Genomic DNA, 17040 nt, shown 5'->3' with positions numbered 1-17040 from the left:
ATTAAATAAAGCGCGAAACTTTAGCAGACTTTCACATCCCTTGGTTATTTCCTCCCCGGATAAAAAAAATCACCGCACCACTTAAATAGCGGTACGGCTCCATCATTTAGTTTATTCATTTCCTTCGGGCGCCCTCCAAAACGTCATACCGCTCACGCTGCGGATCAGCCATCCATGACTCCCAAGATAAACCGACAGCGCCCAGAATCATTTCGATTCTCCGGCGAAACGGCAGCTGCGCTTGTTGAATCTGCACCATCATCGGATCCGGACGTCCCTTCAGCTTTTGCCCTACAAAAGTGTTTATCCGCTCTTCCAGCTCTGCAGCCAACTCCGGCAGCCGGTCCGCCAAATTGACGGTTTCCTCCGGATCCTGCCGCAAATCATAAAGCTCTGCCGAAGGACGCCGGAATGGCCCGGCATCGTAGTAGCGGATCAGCTTGTATTGCTCCGTCCGAATTGCTCTCGCTGCCTGCCAAGCACATTCGCTTAAATACACTTCGTCCATCGTTCCCGCGCTGTCACCGCGAATTGCCGGCCATAAGCTGCGTCCGTCCAGCTTGCCGGACAACGTTAACGATGTGAGGTCGATGCCGATCGGGGTTTCCTCCGCAATCGCCTCCAAGACGGTAGGCATCAGATCCGCATGCTGCACGAAACCTGGAACCCGTCTAGCTTCGGGGATACGCCCGGGCCATCGCATAATAACCGGGACATGCACGGTTTGCTCGTAAAGACCGCAGTGATCCCAGAAAATATCATGTTCGGTAAGGCTTTCCCCATGATCGCCGAACAAAATCAGCAGCGTTTCCTCACGGATGCCTTCATGCTCCAACACTTCGTCCAACTCGCGGAGCAAATCGTCCAAATAGCGAATTTCCGCATCATACAGCGCATTCACATATTCCGCATCCGTTACCGGTCCGAGCAAGTTGTAATGGTGATGTTTGAAAAAAGGATATGCCGGATGCGAATACGCCCGGTTCATGCTTGGATTGCTGGGCCCAAACGGATCCCGGCCTTCTCCGTAAAACAAATCCGTATAGGGCTCCGGAGGCAAATACGGGGTATGGGCATCCCAATAATGCAAAAACAAAAAGAAATCTTCATCCTTATGGCCGCGGATCCACGGAATAGCCAGATCGTTCACCGTCCGCCCGTCAATCCACCGCTTCTTTCCGGAGCTGTTGATATAATGCCTGTACCCCCGGGCGAACCATTCCTTCAGATTGTACAAATTGTCGACAGCGCCGGTAACAAACCCGGCGGCTTTTAGCTTGGTCGGCAGCCAATCAAACGATTTAGGCAGGTGAGTGAGTTCCGAGCCGTGCGAAACCAGTCCGGTCGTGAGCCCGATATTGCCGGAAAAAATAGCCGAATGGGCAACTTCCGTCGGAATATCCGAGGCATAAGCACGCTCCATAAGAACCCCTTCGGAAGCGATCCTGTCGATGTGCGGCGACGTCGGTTTGCCGTAACCGTAACACCCAAGCCGGTCTGCTCTTAACGTATCAAGCGAGATCATGATGATTTTCATCAGCGATCTCCCCCAGGCAAACGGCCAACCCCGGCTGCTGAACCGGTCGCCCCTCGCGTGCCCTTATCGGCTTTGTCGGTCTTACCGATCTTATCGGCCTTGCCGACAGCAGCTTGTTCCCGCGCCAATCCCAGTTTCCCACCGCTAAAAGCAAGGTGATTAATGTCATTAATCTTTTCCGTAATATGCAAAACATTGTCTTGAACGGTTTGATGTACAGTATCAATGACGATATCCGCTTGTTCGGGCTCCTCATAGCTATCGGAAATTCCTGTAAACATCCTAATTTCCTGACGCCGGGCTTTAGCGTACAGCCCTTTGACATCTCTGGCCTCACAAACGGACAGCGGACATTTGACGTAAATTTCCACATACCCGGCAACGTGCTTGCGCAAATACTCCCGCATTTCACGGTATGGCGTAATCGCCGAAACGAGAACGGTAACGCCGTGTTTGGACAGCAGGTTTGCGACGTAGGCGATGCGGCGTATATTTTCCAGCCGGTCCTCGCGACTGAATCCGAGCCCCCGGCAAATTGCCGTGCGCAGTTCGTCACCATCCAGCAGCTCGACAGACCTTCCTTCCGCTTTCAGTAACTTGTAAAGATGCTGCGCCGTTGTTGTTTTACCCGAGCCCGAGAGACCGGTAAACCAAAGTACACTACCGCAGGAGCTTTCCATGTACTTTCCTCCTTGCTGATCCCATGTCCTACGAGGCCACTGAAAAAGTGAACGCTGCATGAACGAATCATGCTTACGATCGCCAATTGTCCCCGAATTTCTTGAATGGTACCTGCTTTTGGCAGGTGAAATTCGGGGACAAAAGCGAACGCTGGCGCTTCTCCAGCATGATTTCGCTCACTACGCTACTTTTTCAGTGGCCTCTGTCCTACCCGGGTTCCAACATTTGTTTTTTCCTTTATATTAGTGCGCAGCGCTCACGTCCTCATTGTCTATACCGCCATCCGTGTAGCCAATGCGGTCTTTTTCGAAAAACATTATCAGGCCCTAGACGCCGCGTTACCCTTTGACTGATCCGGCTGTCATCCCGGCAACAATCCTTTTGTTAAAGAAAAGAAACAAAATTAACGGCGGAATCGAGATCAACACGACATCGGCAAACAACAAATTCCAGGATGAGATATATTGGCTCATAAAGTTATATAACGTCAGCTGAACTGTCGCATTGTCCGAACCGGGCAAAAAATACAGCGGATTGACGAAATCATTAAACACGCTGACCGATTGAATGATGATAATTGTGGAAGAAACCGGCTTCAACAGCGGGAAAATGATATAGGTAAACAGTTTAAACCCGCTGCAGCCGTCCATAAATGCGCTCTCATCGATATCCTTCGGGATCGTTGCGGTAAACGCCTTATACAATATGGCGCAAAACGGAAAATGCAGCGCTATTTCGACCATGGTTAATCCGGCCAATGTTTTAAACAAACCTACCGAATTCAGCACCCAGATCGTCGGCACAACCGCCGGCGGGATCATCAGTCCCGCAAGCACCAGGAAGTTCAACATGGATGCCGCCCTGCCCCGCTCCCTGCGCTGCAGCACAAATCCGGCAAGCGAGCTGACAAATACCAGTCCCACAACCGACAAAATGGTCAGCAGCGTACTGTTGTAAAAGGCCCGGATCAGCATGCCGTCGGCAGCCAGCAGCACGGCCTTGTAATTTTCCGCGATATGCAGCGTCGCCGGCCAAGCCATATTCATCTCGGCCGCAGCAGCGGGCGTCTTCAACGAATTGACGATAACAAAATAAAAAGGAACCCAAAAAATAATCGTCGACAGCACAAGCAATATAAAGCTGACAACTACTTTTTGCGCCATTTTGCCGGTGGCGGCGGCCCGTTTTTGCTCGGCAGTTCGGATCAGGGAAACGTCATTTTGCGCCGTTTTACTCACAGGTCCACCTCTTTTCGATTCAAGAACATGTACAGCGGGAACGCCAATACGGAAATCGCGATAAACAAAATAACGTTGCCTGCCGTCGCCAGTCCGTAAAAGCCGGCCTGATATTGCTTGTAGATGATGGAAGCGATCAAGTCTGTCGAAAAGCCGGGTCCCCCCTTGGTCATCGCCCAAATCAGATCAAAGCTGCGCAAGCCGCCGATAAAAGCCAATATAATGACCGAGTTCATCGCCGGTCGGCTAAGCGGGAGCGTAATGTGCCAAAAGCCCCGGAAAGCGTTGCCGCCATCTATTTTCAACGCTTCGTAATAATGCTGAGGAATCGATAAAATGCCGGCAATATATATGACGGTTGCGATGCCGACGCCCTTCCACACATCGACGAGCGCAACGGACAGCAAGGCGATTTTGGTATTGCCAAGCCAATCGGGACCGGATATGCCGATGGCGGCCAAGCCGGTGTTGATCACCCCTTGGGTCGGATGCATCATCGTGCTGAACGCGATCCCTACCGCAATCGTACTTAGCAGTGTCGGAAAAAACACCATAGAACGAAAATAATCCTTAAACCAGATTTGCGATGTCAGCAGCGTAGCGAGCAGAAGCGCAAGAACGACCTTCAGGGCGCATGTAACAAGCGCGTAGACCAGCGTATTTGAAAAACCGATTTTTAATGCCGATTCCTCAAAAAACATCACATAGTTGTCCAAACCGATAAACTGCCATTTCGTTAATGTCCACCGCGTCAAACTGAAAAATAACGACATGACGGTCGGCAGCAAATAAAAAACGAAATAAATGATGCCCGCAGGGAGCAAAAAGTAGTAGCTGTACATTTTGGTCTGTGCCAATCTCATCCGTTATCTCTCCTTCTCCTTGTTGATGAAACCGGCCCTGCAACGTGCTGCAGGGCCGGCAAAACATACAGCTTAGGGAAAGCTCATCTTACCAGCCCGGCAGGTTAAGCTGTTGGGCTTGCTTCTTCACGTCCTTGTCGTAATCGGCGGCAGCATCTGCGGCCTTCTTCTGGCCGGTACCAACTTCGATCAAAATGCTCTCCAGGTTAGGCCCTTTGACCGGCGACACGAACTCCAGCGCAGGAGACGTCTTGCCGCTGTCAAAATAAGGCTGCATTTCTTTCACCGCAGGATAAGCATCATCGGGAACATTAACCCCTTTGACAACGTAAGGCCCGTTTGCTTTACTTTTGGACATGTAGGCCTTCAACCCTTCAGGGGATACCGCAAATTCAGCAAATTTTTTGGCGGCGTCAACGTTTTTGCTTTTTTTGTTGATGTAATAAGCGCTTGGCATCCAGACCGTAAAACCGTTAATGTTGGCATCGTCGCTGGGAACCGGGAATACGCCGATATCTTTAACCTTATCGGGGAAATTTTGCGCCAGCGCGTCAACCGCATGCGTCAGCATCGGATATTGCACGCCGGTTCCTTCCGCGAGCATTTTTAAGCCGCCGTCATAAGTAGTAGCGAGAAAATCTTTGTTTAAATACCCTTTCTGAAATGCTTCGCTTGTCATTTCAAAGCCGCGGAGCGCAGCCGGCGTTGTGGCATATTTCGCTTTATTGGCCGTATATTCCTGAACGAAATTAGGGACCTGGGCTTGTACGTTATATTGGTTCGCCAGCACGAACAATTGGGACGTCCAGGTTGTTTTGTAGGAACCGATGACAGCGGTTTTTCCCGCCGCCTTGATTTTGTCGGAGTTCGCGATAAACTCGGCCCATGTTTTCGGTACTTTCAAGCCAAGCTCCTCGTATACCTTCTTGTTGTAAAGAATGCCGCCGACATTGGATGATCCGCCCGGCACGCCAAACACTTTGCCGCCCGCAGAAACGGTTTGTTTAAAGGAATCAAGCAGGTTGGCAACAAACGGTTCTTTGGACAAATCAACAAAGTTTTCTTCCGGGTTCAGCGCCTGAAGCAGAGACCCGGAATTATAAAACAGAACATCCGCCATCTCCCCCGTAGCCAGACGTGTTTTCACCAGATTATCCCCTTCGGTGCCGTCCGGTTTAATGTCGAATTTAATTTTGATGCCCGACTTTTTCTCGAATTCGGCCGCCATCGCTTGTGTGGCCGGATACGCAGTACCGGTAGAGCCGATCAGCAGTGTCAGGGTTACCGGATCGGCCTGCTTGGCCGGAGCCGGCGCTGCCGGCGTCTGCGCCAGGTTGGCGGGGGCGGGACCGGCGGCAGGCTGGGAAGTGCTGCAGCCCGCGAGTACGGTGGTTACTACTGCCGCATAAGAAATTGCAGAAATCAAGCTGGCTCGTCTCATGAAAAGTTCCTCCTAATTGTTTGGGTCGGATGTTTTGCATCATCAATTGCTTGTAATTTTATTGTATTTGCGGCACAAATCATTGAACAGTTGTGAATTGTACTTGTTAGAGGGGGTGATTTTTCCTATTTGTAAGCGTTTGCTTTGCGGCGTTTCGTCTTGCATAAGCAATGGGCGACTCTCCCACTATTTTTTTAAACAACATGCTGAAATGTTTGGAGTCCTCGTAACCGACTAGCAGGCTGACCTCTTGCAGACGTTCGACCCCACCCGACAACAGTTCCTTGGCTTTACGGATCCGATAACCTGTCACATATTCCGAAAAGGTCGTTCCGGTTTGGCTTTTGAACATCCTCGACAAATAACCAAGGCTGACATGGTGGTCGGCGGCAAACTGCTGCAATGAAATATTTTCCCGGTAATTGCTGTGTATCAGTTGAAGCAGAACCGGAATCAGTCCCTTCGGGTTTAAATCCTTTGGTTCGGCTCCGCAATAAAGATGGACGATTTTATCATGCAGCCATTCGAGCAATTGTTCATATCCCGCTGTCCCGTTTAACATTGCGGTGTCTTCCTGCAAATCGTTTAGGATGACCATGCCGTTTTTGGCAGCATACAGACTGTATTTCAGCGAATACAACATATCGTGGATGAACAACTTCAGCTGGCGTCTCGATATTTGCTTGCGCTCCAGTTCGGCCAGCAATTGCCGAAGCACAGCTTGCGCCTTTAACATGTCGCCTTTTTTATACTGCGCTTCCATCAACCGCACCTTATCCCACAGACCGCTTAGATCGGCATCGGGACGATTTACGCCCGGCTCAAGGAATGTCGGCATCCCAAACGATATATGCTCGTCCATCCGCTGCTTTAATTCGCTGAATCGCGCATAAAGCGTCGCCGTTTCTGGTTTGACCTCATAGCCCACATGAGCCGGTACGGGCAGCAATTGTAATTGTTGAAATAGCGACGCTGCATTTTGTTTGACCGAGTCTGTGCGGGCCGCATCAACGACCGGTATGAGAAGTACTCTTGTCCGGCTATCGAGGTCGACGCATACGACTTCCTCTTCGGCGCAATAAGCGGCGGCAAATCGTTTCTTTAAATCGCGAGCGTGAATCCATGTATCTTTCCAGCCTTTGACGGCGGAGGATTCCGTATCGAGATGAAGCAGGATGATGAAATAGGCTGCACGGTTCACGGAACGCAGCACGTCATAGTCCGGCGTATCGGCAGTCAGGAGCATCTGGGCTATGGAGCCGTTTAACCATTCCTCCGAACGTTTGCTGTCGCTTGTAATATGCCCGATCGCTTGATCCACCGCTTTATATAAGGCATCCTTTTTTACCGGCTTCAGCAAATAATCGAACACTCCGAATTTCATTCCTTGGCGCGCATACTCAAATTGATCATGGACGCTCAAAATCATGCTTTTGATAGCCGGATCCATCCGGTGCAAATGCTCAATCAGCTCCAAGCCGTCAATTCCCGGCATATTGATATCGGTGATCACCAGGTGAGGATGAATGTTACCGGCCGCGCTTAAGGCATCGTCGCCGGTTTCAAATACGTAAATCCGGTGGTCCGGCTCGTAGCTTTTCATCAGCTCGGCAAGCTCGGCCAAAGCCCAACGCTCATCCTCTACAACAAAAATATTCATAATGCCCTCTCCTCCTTCACCGGTTGAACTATATGATACGGGATCGTTAACGCAACTTCCGTTCCTTCCCCCTGCTTACTCCGCAGCTCCAGACCGTATGGTTTCCCGTAAAACATCTGAATGCGCTGATGGATATTCAACAATCCGACCCCGGCAATATCCTGACTATGCTGCAGCCCGGTCGCTTCCAGCGCGCGGTACAGCTTGTCCAGCTTGGACGGAGCGATACCTTCCCCGTTATCGGTTACCCTCACGCATAATATCCCGTTCTCATGCGAAACATGAACCTTCACCTTGCCGCCTGCTCTTTTTCGGCGCAACCCGTGATTTACCGCATTTTCAATAAGCGGCTGGATGGTCAGCTTGAGGAGCGAAGCGTGCAGCAGATCGTCCGGAATATCGTATGAAAGCTCCAACCGGTTGCCAAACCGGTGCTGCTGAATATTAAAATAATTATTGATATGAGCGATCTCTTCCCCCAGCGCTACAGGCTGATGGAGATTTTTCATGCTGTATTGGAATAACCCGGCGAGCGATTCGGAAATTTCCGCTACTTCTTCGACTCCCCTCAACCGGCTGATTGATTTCATAATGTTTAAGGTGTTGTACAGAAAATGCGGATTGATTTGCGCGTGCAGCGCCGATAATTGGGCGTTTTTCTCCGCCAGCTTCGACTCGTACGCTTCTCGGATCAGGCGTGTTATACTATCGAGCATATGATTGTACATTCGGCTCAGCCTGCCGATTTCGTTTCTCCCGGCATATTCCATTCTTTGGTTGAAGTCGCCCTGCTCGACGAGGGACATTTTCCGCATCAGCTTGTTTAGCGGCAGCGTAATTTGGTGGGACAAAATGTAGGAAACAGCGGCAACTAACATCATCGTGATGAAACCGACAATCACTACGATATTTTGAATCCGCTTCTGTTTGGCCAGCACCACGTCTTTGGGAATAAGAATGACGGTGCTCCACCCGGTATACTCCGACTTTTCATACGTGTACAAATGCGGAGCGGCATTCCACATCAATTCACCTTCTTGTACATTCCCCTTGAGCACCGATGTGTCAAAGCCTGAAGACGAATTTCCTATGGATCCGGCCCCGTTCTCGAAAACGACTCGTCCTTCGTCATTAACAATCAAAACATACATCTTGTTTTCAATTTCATTTGCTTTCGTATTGGTCAGCACCATCTTAAACGCGTTGACATTGACGTTAATGTTGACGAATCCAATGATGTTTTGGGTCGGGATTTTATTAATTCTGCGGATGAAGGAAACCGTTTTGCCGGGTTGGCCCGCAAGCGTTTGCTTCTCTTTGGCAGGAATTAATATAAACGATTTGCTGCCCAGCATTCCGGCAAACGAATGCACTTCTTTTGCTGTAAACGAAGCGTCAGGGTTCGTGTTGGCCGGTTTGGTATAATGGAATCCTTGACCGTCCGAGGTATAGATGGAGATGCTCGTCACATACGATTTAGGGTAGGAGAAATTAAACAGCACCGGATTCAGCTTATAACCGATCGTTTCTTTTTCAATGGAACTTGTTGCTTTGGAGAAATCGAATAGATTGCTTTGAATGGCGGGATCTATGGAAATGGCGAGCGATAATTCTTCGACATTTTGCATATACAAATCAATCATTTCGGAGAATTGTTTGGCGATGATTTTGGACAAAGAAAACGTCTGGTTTTTAATATCGCTAGTATTTGTGAAATAAAATATAAGACAAGTGACTCCGACAATAAATAAAGAGACAATAGAAAATGAAATAAACATCTTTGTTTTTAACATTCGGTCATTCCATCGTCTCATGGAACATTCCCTCCGTCAGCTAGATGGATATCGTTGCTCAAGTCCAAGTAATCCAATGCTGCCGATGTCCAGATACTCGTATTGTTCCCTGCTATTTCCATAATACCAAACTTAAGTGTCAGTGTCATACACGGAAGTGGCCATGTTATCTCTATATCGTACCGCCAAAAACATTGTGTGTGCCTGGAACGTCAACTATACTGAAAGGTACAGCCTTGCACAATTATATTTATACCGCTATCAAGGATACATAATATTTATTATGTTAACTCTTTCGACAACTTTATGTTCCGAGGTGTTATTCGATGAATGTGATCAAAATCAAAGACCGCCACGAGCTGGACAAAAAGCTGCCGTCCATGCCTTGGTTCGTGGAAAAATTCATTAACTATAAGCTGCCCGACTTGTCGCCTTCTTCCCTGCTGGAATATGTTCGCGATTATGAGACCTTTTTTTCCTGGCTGATGGCCGAAGGGCTCAGCAGCGCCTCATCGCTGAAGGACGTATCGATTGAGGAGCTGGAGAAGCTGCATATGGAAAGCGTGGACAATTTCAGAATGTTTCTGGCTACGCGCAAAGAAAATACCAACAGCCGGACGACCATCTCCCGCAAGCTCTCCTCGCTCCGCTCATTATTTCATTATTTGAGCCAAATTGCCGAAGACGAGCATTTTTATCCATTGCTGAAACGCAATGTGATGGCCAAGCTGGAGATCAAGCGGACGAACAAACCAAAGGATACCGCGGCCAAGCTGGAAGGAAAGCTGCTGCAGGAGGCGGAGCTGTGGGAGTTTATCGAATACGTGAACAACGGGTACCAGCAGGAAATCGCCAATAACAAACAAGCGCTTTATTTTTATGAGCTGAACAAGGTGCGCGATACGTGCATCGTCAGCCTGATTCTTAATTCCGGGCTGCGTGTATCCGAAGTCGTCAATATGAATATCGACGATCTCGATTTGAAAAAAAAGCTGGCGTACGTGTACCGCAAAGGGAAAAACGACGATACGTTCAAAACACCCGTCTATTTCCGTCAGGAAGCGATTGAGCTGCTGGTTCCTTATTTGGAGCTGCGGCAAAGCCGGTACAGTCCGTCCAAGCGGGAAAAAGCGCTGTTTCTCGCGGTCGCCAACGGAAAAAAAGAAGGCGAACGGATGACCAAACGCGCCATACAAGAGATGGTCGTCAAATATGCCAAGCGCTTCGGCAAACCTTACCTGTCCGTACATAAGCTGCGCCATTCGTTTGCCACCGACTATTACATGAGAAACGATTTATATAAAACGCAGGAGCAGCTTGGCCACTCTTCGCCGGAGACAACGCAAATATACGCGCACTTAACCGATAAGACGATGGCTGAAGCAATTGACCGCCAGAAGGAGTAGATCTTTTCCGATTCGGTTGTTATTATGACACTTCGCGATTACTTTACCACATTAAATATAAATGAGGTTAAATAGAGGACTGCGCAGCATGGCGGCAGTCCTCTTAAGTGTGAATCCCTCTATTTGCCGGCGCGCCCGCGTCTAGTGGTTACGCCTTCATCTTAACCGATTTGGTTGCAATAAACGTGTTAATATAAGGGTCAAGCGAGCTTTTGCCGCCAAAATGGTCTTCGTAAAATCCGGTTATGACAAGCCCTGCTTCGATTTGTCCTTGAATCTGATCCTCAAGACTATGCCCGAATTCAAGCGGCGTATGTTCCCTGATTTGCCGTTCCAGACGTTCTTGGGACAAATCTGTAATATCGGCATATGGAATCGAATGTTTCACTACGAATTGGCCTTGTTCCTCCGCTTCCACATCAAATATGTATACCAGCGGATTCATAAATCCGGCAATTAATGTTCCGCCTGTTTTCAGCACTCTGGCCGCTTCTTTCCATACGGGCAGGATGTTTTCGGCAAACACATTGGAGACCGGATGAACGATAAAATCGAACGAAGCGTCCGCAAAACAACTCAAGTCCGCCATATTCCCTTGAACGGTCGTCAACTGCAGCCCGTCTCTTTCGGCTGCATACCGGTCTTGGGCGAGCTGCTTGTCGGAGTAATCGAACACGGTCACCTTGGCGCCGGCGGCAGCCAATACCGGTCCTTGCTGGCCGCCTCCCGACGCCAAACATAACACGTTTGAGTCTTTTAAATCCGGGAACCAGCCGGAAGGTACGGGACGTGTCGGCGTCAAAATAATCTCCCACTCCCCTCGTCGGGCCCTCTCGACGGTGTCCGCCGTCACGGGTTTGGTCCATTCGTTGCCGGATTCGACCTGATGATTCCACGCCGATCCGTTATGCTCCAAAATATTCATCACTTCTTGTTCCTTTCAACTATCGGTATTTATGTTGCCGCTTGCTCTTAATCGGTATTTATGTCCCCACTTGCTCTTAGATGACCGTAAAGTTAACTCCGTAGAAGATCAGGTTGGACTTTTCCGCCACACGCTGCGACGCCGTATTCTCCCACGAGGTGCTGTATAACGGGACAGCTCCCATCTTCCTCACTTCCGCAGCCCAACCGGCGACAACCGCCGCGGCGTAGCCCTTCCCGCGAAACGGCTCCAACGTCTCCAGCCCCGCTTCGTGCGCTTGCGCTGTAATGCGAACGCTCCGGCATACCGAAACGGCCCGATTGTCGAGCACAAGTGCGATACAGGGCTGCGCGTAATCGATTTCCGATGCCAGCCATTCGAACCCGCCGCTTAAAACGTCAGCTATATCGTCCCCGCGAAGGCTGACCGTTCGAACCGCATGCGGGGCTTGATCCGCAACCCGATAACACGGCCCCATCGTGAAACGATCTGCATGGAGCAAATCCATATAGGCCTTGAAGTGCTGCGGTTTCGCCTGAACATCGCACAATTCGGATTCTTCCGCGCATAACGTTTCCAACCGCTCAATTAGCTCATCGGAGAGATCGTGCCGGTACCGGCGTACAGTTGGCCCCTCCATCGTCCGCCCTAAGAAAAAACGGGGAGCTTGGGCCGCGCCCGGCCATGGTTCATTAATCGCGCGAAGCCGCATATTCGGATCATGAGTAAACAACGCTGCCGCATGGAGCTCCATCAGCTCACTGCCGGATAACGGGATGATATCTCGAGCGCTCATCGTATCACTCCTCATTCCATTCAGACGTTTCTGCTTATTTTTTCATCACTTAATACGTTCATAGTACCAAGAATCTGCAAAAATAATGGAGTGAAAGATTGACCATAATGGAATAATCCGCTCCTGCCGCCTCATCAAGCACAGAAATATCGTGCGGAACAAGCTCGACTGCTTGCAGGGGCCTTGGCATGAAAAAAGCCGCTTTCGGAACACGCCGGATACTTATTATAGTTTTAAGATGGCCGCTATCTCCTCTATTTTCCTTATAACCTCATCTTCGTCGCACGCGACGTTATCCGTCGACACGTTTTGAAGTTCTGCATGATTCCCTACGCAAACGGACCGGTGGGCATGTACGAACATAGGCACGTCGTTAGCATCGTTCCCGAAAGCAATGAATTGATTTTGCTGAACGCCCAGCTTCTGCAATCCTGTCCATTTATCGATTCCTTTTGGGCTGATATCTATAATCTTCTCGTTCCCGTGCAAATAGATGGCCACAGGCAGCGCAGCGAGCTCCGAGTACAAGCGATCAAAATTCGAACTTTGCAAAATGACGATTTTGACCATTGCGGCTAACTCGTCCAGCGCAAGGTTTCGGGCTGCGCCACCCGGGTCCAGGTTTTGGCGTATAGGGTGATCGGAGGTTCCCGTATAACAATAATCCCAGTCGCTATCGATCAAAAACGCAGCTTCGTATTTTCGAATGAGCTGCAAAATGCGATCGGCGATGCTTTTCTCCAGATACGAAACCGAAAGCAAACGGCCCTCCCGCTGGACAAATCCTCCATTTCCTCCGACCAAGGAGCAAAACCGAAGATGATCGGGCAGCACAGGCAGCAAATCTCGTATCGGCCTCGCCGAAGCAAAAATAAGCTCGTGCCCTTCTCCAACAAGGCGGTCAAGGCATTCGACCATGTTAGGGCTTAACGGCTTTCCTTTGTAGCAGATCGTTCCATCCAGATCAAAAACCAGTATCATCATGATTCCCCCTTGTTTTTCTAATGATAGCAAATTGAATTATAATGAAAAGGACCGATGTCCGTTGAGGCCACTGAAAAAGTAGCTTAAGTGAGCGAAATCATGCTGGAGAAGCGCCAGCGTTCGCTTTTGTCCCTGAATTTCACCTGCCACAAGCAGGTAAATTCAAGAAATTCGGGGACAATTGGCGATCGTAAGTATGATTCGCTCATGCAGCGTTCACTTTTTCAGCGGCCACATGTCCGTTGAGGAGGATTTTATGAAAACGCATCATGATTCCGAACGAATCCAAAACCATATAGCCACTCATCATTTGGATCAAATGTTCAGCAGCGTGGCAGCGTTGAACTTACATTTCCGCACATACGATGCCAATGAGACCATTCTCTCCGAAGGCGAGATGCTGGACGGAATTTATATTCAAGTTGAAGGACAGTCGCGAGTGTCTTCCAGTCTAGAAACAGGGAAATCCCTTCTGCTGCGGTTCTGCCATCCCGTTTCGATCTTCGGCGACATCGAGTTGATTCAAAATGTGGCTGTACAGTCCCGGGTAGAGGCCATCAGGCCTTGCTCGTTTATATTCGTTCCGATTCGGGAAGTTAGACAGCATCTGATGGGGGATCCCCTTTTCCTTAATGAACTGCTTCGGCATATGGCGTATAAACTTCAGACCTGCACAGCGGCATCCCGCGTGAATTTGTTGTCATCGGTGGAAGAAAGGTTCGCGTCTTATCTTCTTTCCACCGGTCTTCCCAAAGATTTCGGCAAGGAGCTTCACACAACGCATACGGCGGAGATCGCGGCCATCGTCGGAACTAGCTCACGTCACATCAACCGGTTAGTTCACAAGCTGGAGTGCCGTGGAATCATAGCCAAAAATAAAAATGGAATCGACATATTGGACTGGGACGAGCTGGATCGCATCTCGAATGGTGTAAGATACGACTAGCCCTTATGCCCCCGATTTTGAGAGGCATTTCCGCTTTGATGCATTTTGTTTGCAGGCATCGGACAACTTCACGTAAACTGGCAGCAGCACATTTGATGGTGACGTGCTTGCAGCAAAAAACAACGTTTTCCGTGCCGCTGTACCGCAGCGCGGGAAACGTTGTTTCTATATGTCTTGCTGCGTTCATTTACTATAGCGATCAGTTCCTATGCGTCATCGTTTGGCTTTGAACGCCATCCGACACATGGGCCTCGGGCTCTTGGGCCGTAGAAGATGCCCCAGAAGCTTTAGCCGCATTGCCGTGAGCGAGAAAAATTAATGCAACGATCAGGAAGACAAGTCCGACTACTTTGGAACCGGTAATCGGAAACTTGGCGGTGTTGAACCAGCCGAAATGGTCGACCAGCATGCTCATCAAAATTTGCCCGCAGATGACGGAAATGATTGATACGCCGACCCCGATTTTGGGTACGGCAAACGTAAGAATCGCGATATAAGCGGCGCCGATCAGCCCCCCGACCAGCTGCCATTTGGGAACGGTAAAGACTTGAAGCACATTGCCTTTGCCAAAAAACAAGATCATTAAAAACAATACGATCGTACCCACCATAAAAGATACAAACGTCGCTTCCAGCGCGCCGATCGTTTTGCCCAAACCGCCGTTGATCGCAGCCTGAGAACTCAGTCCGATGCCGGCGACAATAAACAGCAGGATGAATATTTTTTCCATGAAGGATAAAACCTCTTTCAAAATTTGTTAGGCCGGCCGCCAGACACAGCTTATTTTGCTAACGTACGCAGCAATTCCAACGTGTCGTCCCGCTGCGGGATCGAACTTTGCGCGCCGGCTCTGGATACGGCCAGCGCCGCGGCCGCTGCAGCAAAGCGAAGCCGTTCCTCCGCTTCCATGCCCGTACAGCTAGCCGCGGCAAAAGCGCCGATAAACGTATCCCCTGCTGCCGTCGTATCGGCTACGCTGACAGGAAAAGCTGCGATACGTATGATCCGGCCTTGCCTGTTTGCATAAAGCGCCCCCGCGCTTCCCAGCGTCAGAACGACCTCTTCGACGCCTGACGCGGCAATCGCTTTGACCGCTTCTTCCGCATCCGTTTCGGCTGCGGTCTCTCTGCCGATATGGCGTCCCGTAATAGCGGCCATTTCCGTTTCATTCAAAATAACCGTATGGAAGGAACTCAGCATTTCCGGGGTTATGTTCACCGCGGGAGCGGGATTAAACAACGTCTTTATGCCGAAACGGCCGGCCAGCTGCAGCAAATAAGCGTTGAGCTCCCACGGAATTTCGTTTTGCAGCACCATCATGCGGATCTTGCAGACAGCAGCCGTATCGGCGAACATGACTTCCAGATATTGGGTTGAAAGCTTCGCATTGGCTCCTGCTGACAACACAATTTGGTTTTCCCCGAAGCGGTCTACCGTGATAAAAGCCATTCCCGAGCTACCGGCTTTCCTGCTTATGCAGCTGCACGACAATCCGCTGCCCGCAAGTCCCTGCAGCAGCGATTTTCCAATAGCATCGTCGCCGACCGCTCCGACCATGGTCACCTCAGCGCCGGAACGCAAAGCGGCGATCGCCTGATTCGCTCCTTTGCCGCCGGCGTGATGCTCCGTGCGCAGCGCCTGCACGGTTTCACCGGGAACAGCGTGCTTGTCTACATAGCTGACTACATCCATGTTTACGCTGCCCACTACCAGAATACTCATCCGTCACTCTCACCTCTTAAGAAGCCGCAATTATTTCGTCTTGATTGTCGACGCTCGTTGAATCAACTGCACGTCAAATTCGTCCATAATGTTCGAATGGATGCCGAAACGGCTTTCCTTGCCGTTGATCTGGTCGATTAATACGGAAACGGCGGCATTGCCGATATCGTAGATTGGGATGGCAATCGTGCTAATCTCGGGTTCGAACATCTCCAGCAGATGAATGCCGTCATAACCGATCAGCGCCACTTCATCCGGCACCTTTTTCCCTTTGCGCTGCAGCGCTTTTAGACTTCCTGCCGCCATAAGATCATTGGCGGCGAAGATGCCGTCGATCTCCGGGTGTTTGTCCAAAAGGCGCATCGTCGCTGCCAATCCGCTCTCCATGGAAAAATCGCCCTGCTCCACATAACTTGAGCGGAATTCCCCTGTCTTTTGCAGCGTATCATGGTATCCGCGAAACCGTTCGCGGGCAGGGTACAGCTTTTCCGGACCACGAATGTGGGCGATATGTTTGCAGCCGATTGACTGCAAATGCTCCACCGCCATCGTAGCGCCCGTGAAATTGCGGTTTTTGGCCGAAAAAATCTGATTGTTGTCCAGCGCTTTATCGATCACCACCGTAGGGATTTCGATCTTGTCGATCTCGCTTACATCTTTCGAATCAAATTGATGCGAGGCGAAAATTAATACGCCGTCCACAAAGCGATTTTTAAAAATTTGCACGTACTGAAGGGCATTCTCTTCGCTATTGTAGGAGTTTCCAAGCAGCAGCGTATATCCGTAACGGCTCGCCGCATCCTCCACAGCCTGCACAAGCTCCGGAAAAAACGGATTAGTGATGTTGGGGATAATCAGCGCAATCGAATCCGTTTTTTTGTTGGCCAGCCCTCTAGCCAGCGTATTGGGCGTGTACTGCAGCTGATGCATGCTTTCGAGAATTTTGTCTTCCGTCTGTTTATTGACATAACCGCTTTGGTTGATCACCCGGGAAACGGTCGCCACCGATACACCGGCCAGCTTGGCCACATCGCGAATAGTTGCCATA

At 50.0% G+C, this 17040-nt stretch carries 15 protein-coding genes; 2 read left to right on the top strand and 13 right to left on the bottom strand.

Features of this window, described 5'->3' with window-relative positions; genetic code table 11:
* Positions 1 to 115: 115 nt before the first annotated feature.
* From EYB31_RS08450 to EYB31_RS08420, 7 genes are all read right to left on the bottom strand, one after another.
* On the bottom strand, positions 116 to 1537 hold the full coding sequence (locus EYB31_RS08450; RefSeq protein WP_131012845.1) for a sulfatase family protein: 1422 nt from the start codon (positions 1535 to 1537) through the stop codon (positions 116 to 118).
* Positions 1537 to 2277 carry an adenylyl-sulfate kinase gene (cysC, locus tag EYB31_RS08445; protein ID WP_131012844.1) on the bottom strand — a complete coding sequence of 247 codons (741 nt, stop codon included), beginning with the start codon at positions 2275 to 2277 and terminating at the stop codon, positions 1537 to 1539. Before cysC ends, EYB31_RS08450 begins: the two co-directional genes overlap by 1 nt.
* A gap of 279 nt (positions 2278 to 2556) precedes the next feature.
* Positions 2557 to 3381 (bottom strand): carbohydrate ABC transporter permease, encoded by an 825-nt coding sequence (locus EYB31_RS08440; RefSeq protein ID WP_131012915.1) that lies wholly within the window; start codon positions 3379 to 3381, stop codon positions 2557 to 2559.
* 71 nt (positions 3382 to 3452) lie between these two features.
* The gene (locus tag EYB31_RS08435; RefSeq protein ID WP_131012843.1) at positions 3453 to 4319 is read right to left on the bottom strand and encodes a carbohydrate ABC transporter permease; all 867 of its coding nucleotides are present in this window, start codon (positions 4317 to 4319) and stop codon (positions 3453 to 3455) included.
* Positions 4320 to 4407: 88 nt separating this feature from the next.
* Positions 4408 to 5760: an ABC transporter substrate-binding protein gene (locus tag EYB31_RS08430; RefSeq protein ID WP_131012842.1), complete on the bottom strand. Its 1353-nt coding sequence runs from the start codon at positions 5758 to 5760 to the stop codon at positions 4408 to 4410.
* 106 nt (positions 5761 to 5866) lie between these two features.
* Positions 5867 to 7420 carry a response regulator gene (locus EYB31_RS08425; protein WP_131012841.1) on the bottom strand — a complete coding sequence of 518 codons (1554 nt, stop codon included), beginning with the start codon at positions 7418 to 7420 and terminating at the stop codon, positions 5867 to 5869.
* Positions 7417 to 9234: a cache domain-containing sensor histidine kinase gene (locus EYB31_RS08420; RefSeq protein ID WP_131012840.1), complete on the bottom strand. Its 1818-nt coding sequence runs from the start codon at positions 9232 to 9234 to the stop codon at positions 7417 to 7419. Before EYB31_RS08420 ends, EYB31_RS08425 begins: the two co-directional genes overlap by 4 nt.
* Before the next feature lie 305 nt (positions 9235 to 9539).
* On the opposite strand from EYB31_RS08420, the gene xerS reads away from it, so the two are divergent.
* The gene (gene xerS / locus EYB31_RS08415; RefSeq protein ID WP_131012839.1) at positions 9540 to 10619 is read left to right on the top strand and encodes a tyrosine recombinase XerS; all 1080 of its coding nucleotides are present in this window, start codon (positions 9540 to 9542) and stop codon (positions 10617 to 10619) included.
* A 148-nt stretch (positions 10620 to 10767) separates the two neighbouring features.
* On the opposite strand, the gene EYB31_RS08410 is transcribed toward xerS, so the two are convergent.
* The 3 genes from EYB31_RS08410 to EYB31_RS08400 form a co-directional block, all read right to left on the bottom strand.
* The gene (locus tag EYB31_RS08410) at positions 10768 to 11544 is read right to left on the bottom strand and encodes a class I SAM-dependent methyltransferase (protein ID WP_131012838.1); all 777 of its coding nucleotides are present in this window, start codon (positions 11542 to 11544) and stop codon (positions 10768 to 10770) included.
* 76 nt (positions 11545 to 11620) lie between these two features.
* Complete coding sequence (locus EYB31_RS08405) at positions 11621 to 12340, bottom strand: GNAT family N-acetyltransferase (RefSeq protein ID WP_131012837.1); 720 nt, start codon at positions 12338 to 12340, stop codon at positions 11621 to 11623.
* 225 nt (positions 12341 to 12565) lie between these two features.
* Positions 12566 to 13324: an HAD-IIB family hydrolase gene (locus tag EYB31_RS08400; RefSeq protein WP_240762202.1), complete on the bottom strand. Its 759-nt coding sequence runs from the start codon at positions 13322 to 13324 to the stop codon at positions 12566 to 12568.
* 256 nt (positions 13325 to 13580) lie between these two features.
* Here EYB31_RS08400 and EYB31_RS08395 point away from each other — a divergent pair, with 256 nt between their 5' ends.
* Positions 13581 to 14270 carry a Crp/Fnr family transcriptional regulator gene (locus EYB31_RS08395; protein ID WP_131012836.1) on the top strand — a complete coding sequence of 230 codons (690 nt, stop codon included), beginning with the start codon at positions 13581 to 13583 and terminating at the stop codon, positions 14268 to 14270.
* A 199-nt stretch (positions 14271 to 14469) separates the two neighbouring features.
* Here EYB31_RS08395 and EYB31_RS08390 read toward each other — a convergent pair whose 3' ends face one another.
* From EYB31_RS08390 to EYB31_RS08380, 3 genes are read right to left on the bottom strand one after another with little or no spacing between them, the layout of a single operon-like run.
* Positions 14470 to 15000, bottom strand: a complete 531-nt coding sequence (locus EYB31_RS08390) for a DMT family transporter (RefSeq protein WP_131012835.1) — start codon at positions 14998 to 15000, stop codon at positions 14470 to 14472.
* A gap of 50 nt (positions 15001 to 15050) precedes the next feature.
* Positions 15051 to 15992 carry a ribokinase gene (locus tag EYB31_RS08385; protein WP_131012834.1) on the bottom strand — a complete coding sequence of 314 codons (942 nt, stop codon included), beginning with the start codon at positions 15990 to 15992 and terminating at the stop codon, positions 15051 to 15053.
* 30 nt (positions 15993 to 16022) lie between these two features.
* Positions 16023 to 17039, bottom strand: coding sequence for a LacI family DNA-binding transcriptional regulator (locus tag EYB31_RS08380; RefSeq protein ID WP_131012833.1), 1017 nt, complete (start codon positions 17037 to 17039; stop codon positions 16023 to 16025).
* Position 17040 lies beyond the last annotated feature (1 nt).

Source organism: Paenibacillus thalictri, from assembly GCF_004307995.1.
Classification (GTDB): Bacteria; Bacillota; Bacilli; order Paenibacillales; family NBRC-103111; genus Paenibacillus_AF; species Paenibacillus_AF thalictri.
Note: the sequence above shows the minus strand (reverse complement) of the source record. Positions and strands in the feature narration are given on the sequence as shown.

Bases quoted from the DNA above. Each gene is read 5' to 3' on its own strand.
- EYB31_RS08425 (WP_131012841.1), bottom strand. From the start codon at position 7,420: ATGAATATTTTTGTTGTAGAGGATGAGCGTTGGGCTTTGGCCGAGCTT.
- EYB31_RS08390 (WP_131012835.1), bottom strand. From the start codon at position 15,000: ATGGAAAAAATATTCATCCTGCTGTTTATTGTCGCCGGCATCGGACTG.
- EYB31_RS08420 (WP_131012840.1), bottom strand. From the start codon at position 9,234: ATGAGACGATGGAATGACCGAATGTTAAAAACAAAGATGTTTATTTCA.
- EYB31_RS08400 (WP_240762202.1), bottom strand. From the start codon at position 13,324: ATGATGATACTGGTTTTTGATCTGGATGGAACGATCTGCTACAAAGGA.
- EYB31_RS08395 (WP_131012836.1), top strand. From the start codon at position 13,581: ATGAAAACGCATCATGATTCCGAACGAATCCAAAACCATATAGCCACT.
- EYB31_RS08380 (WP_131012833.1), bottom strand. From the start codon at position 17,039: ATGGCAACTATTCGCGATGTGGCCAAGCTGGCCGGTGTATCGGTGGCG.
- EYB31_RS08410 (WP_131012838.1), bottom strand. From the start codon at position 11,544: ATGAATATTTTGGAGCATAACGGATCGGCGTGGAATCATCAGGTCGAA.
- EYB31_RS08430 (WP_131012842.1), bottom strand. From the start codon at position 5,760: ATGAGACGAGCCAGCTTGATTTCTGCAATTTCTTATGCGGCAGTAGTA.
- EYB31_RS08405 (WP_131012837.1), bottom strand. From the start codon at position 12,340: ATGAGCGCTCGAGATATCATCCCGTTATCCGGCAGTGAGCTGATGGAG.
- EYB31_RS08435 (WP_131012843.1), bottom strand. From the start codon at position 4,319: ATGAGATTGGCACAGACCAAAATGTACAGCTACTACTTTTTGCTCCCT.
- EYB31_RS08385 (WP_131012834.1), bottom strand. From the start codon at position 15,992: ATGAGTATTCTGGTAGTGGGCAGCGTAAACATGGATGTAGTCAGCTAT.
- cysC (WP_131012844.1), bottom strand. From the start codon at position 2,277: ATGCAGCGTTCACTTTTTCAGTGGCCTCGTAGGACATGGGATCAGCAA.
- EYB31_RS08440 (WP_131012915.1), bottom strand. From the start codon at position 3,381: ATGGCGCAAAAAGTAGTTGTCAGCTTTATATTGCTTGTGCTGTCGACG.
- EYB31_RS08450 (WP_131012845.1), bottom strand. From the start codon at position 1,537: ATGAAAATCATCATGATCTCGCTTGATACGTTAAGAGCAGACCGGCTT.
- xerS (WP_131012839.1), top strand. From the start codon at position 9,540: ATGAATGTGATCAAAATCAAAGACCGCCACGAGCTGGACAAAAAGCTG.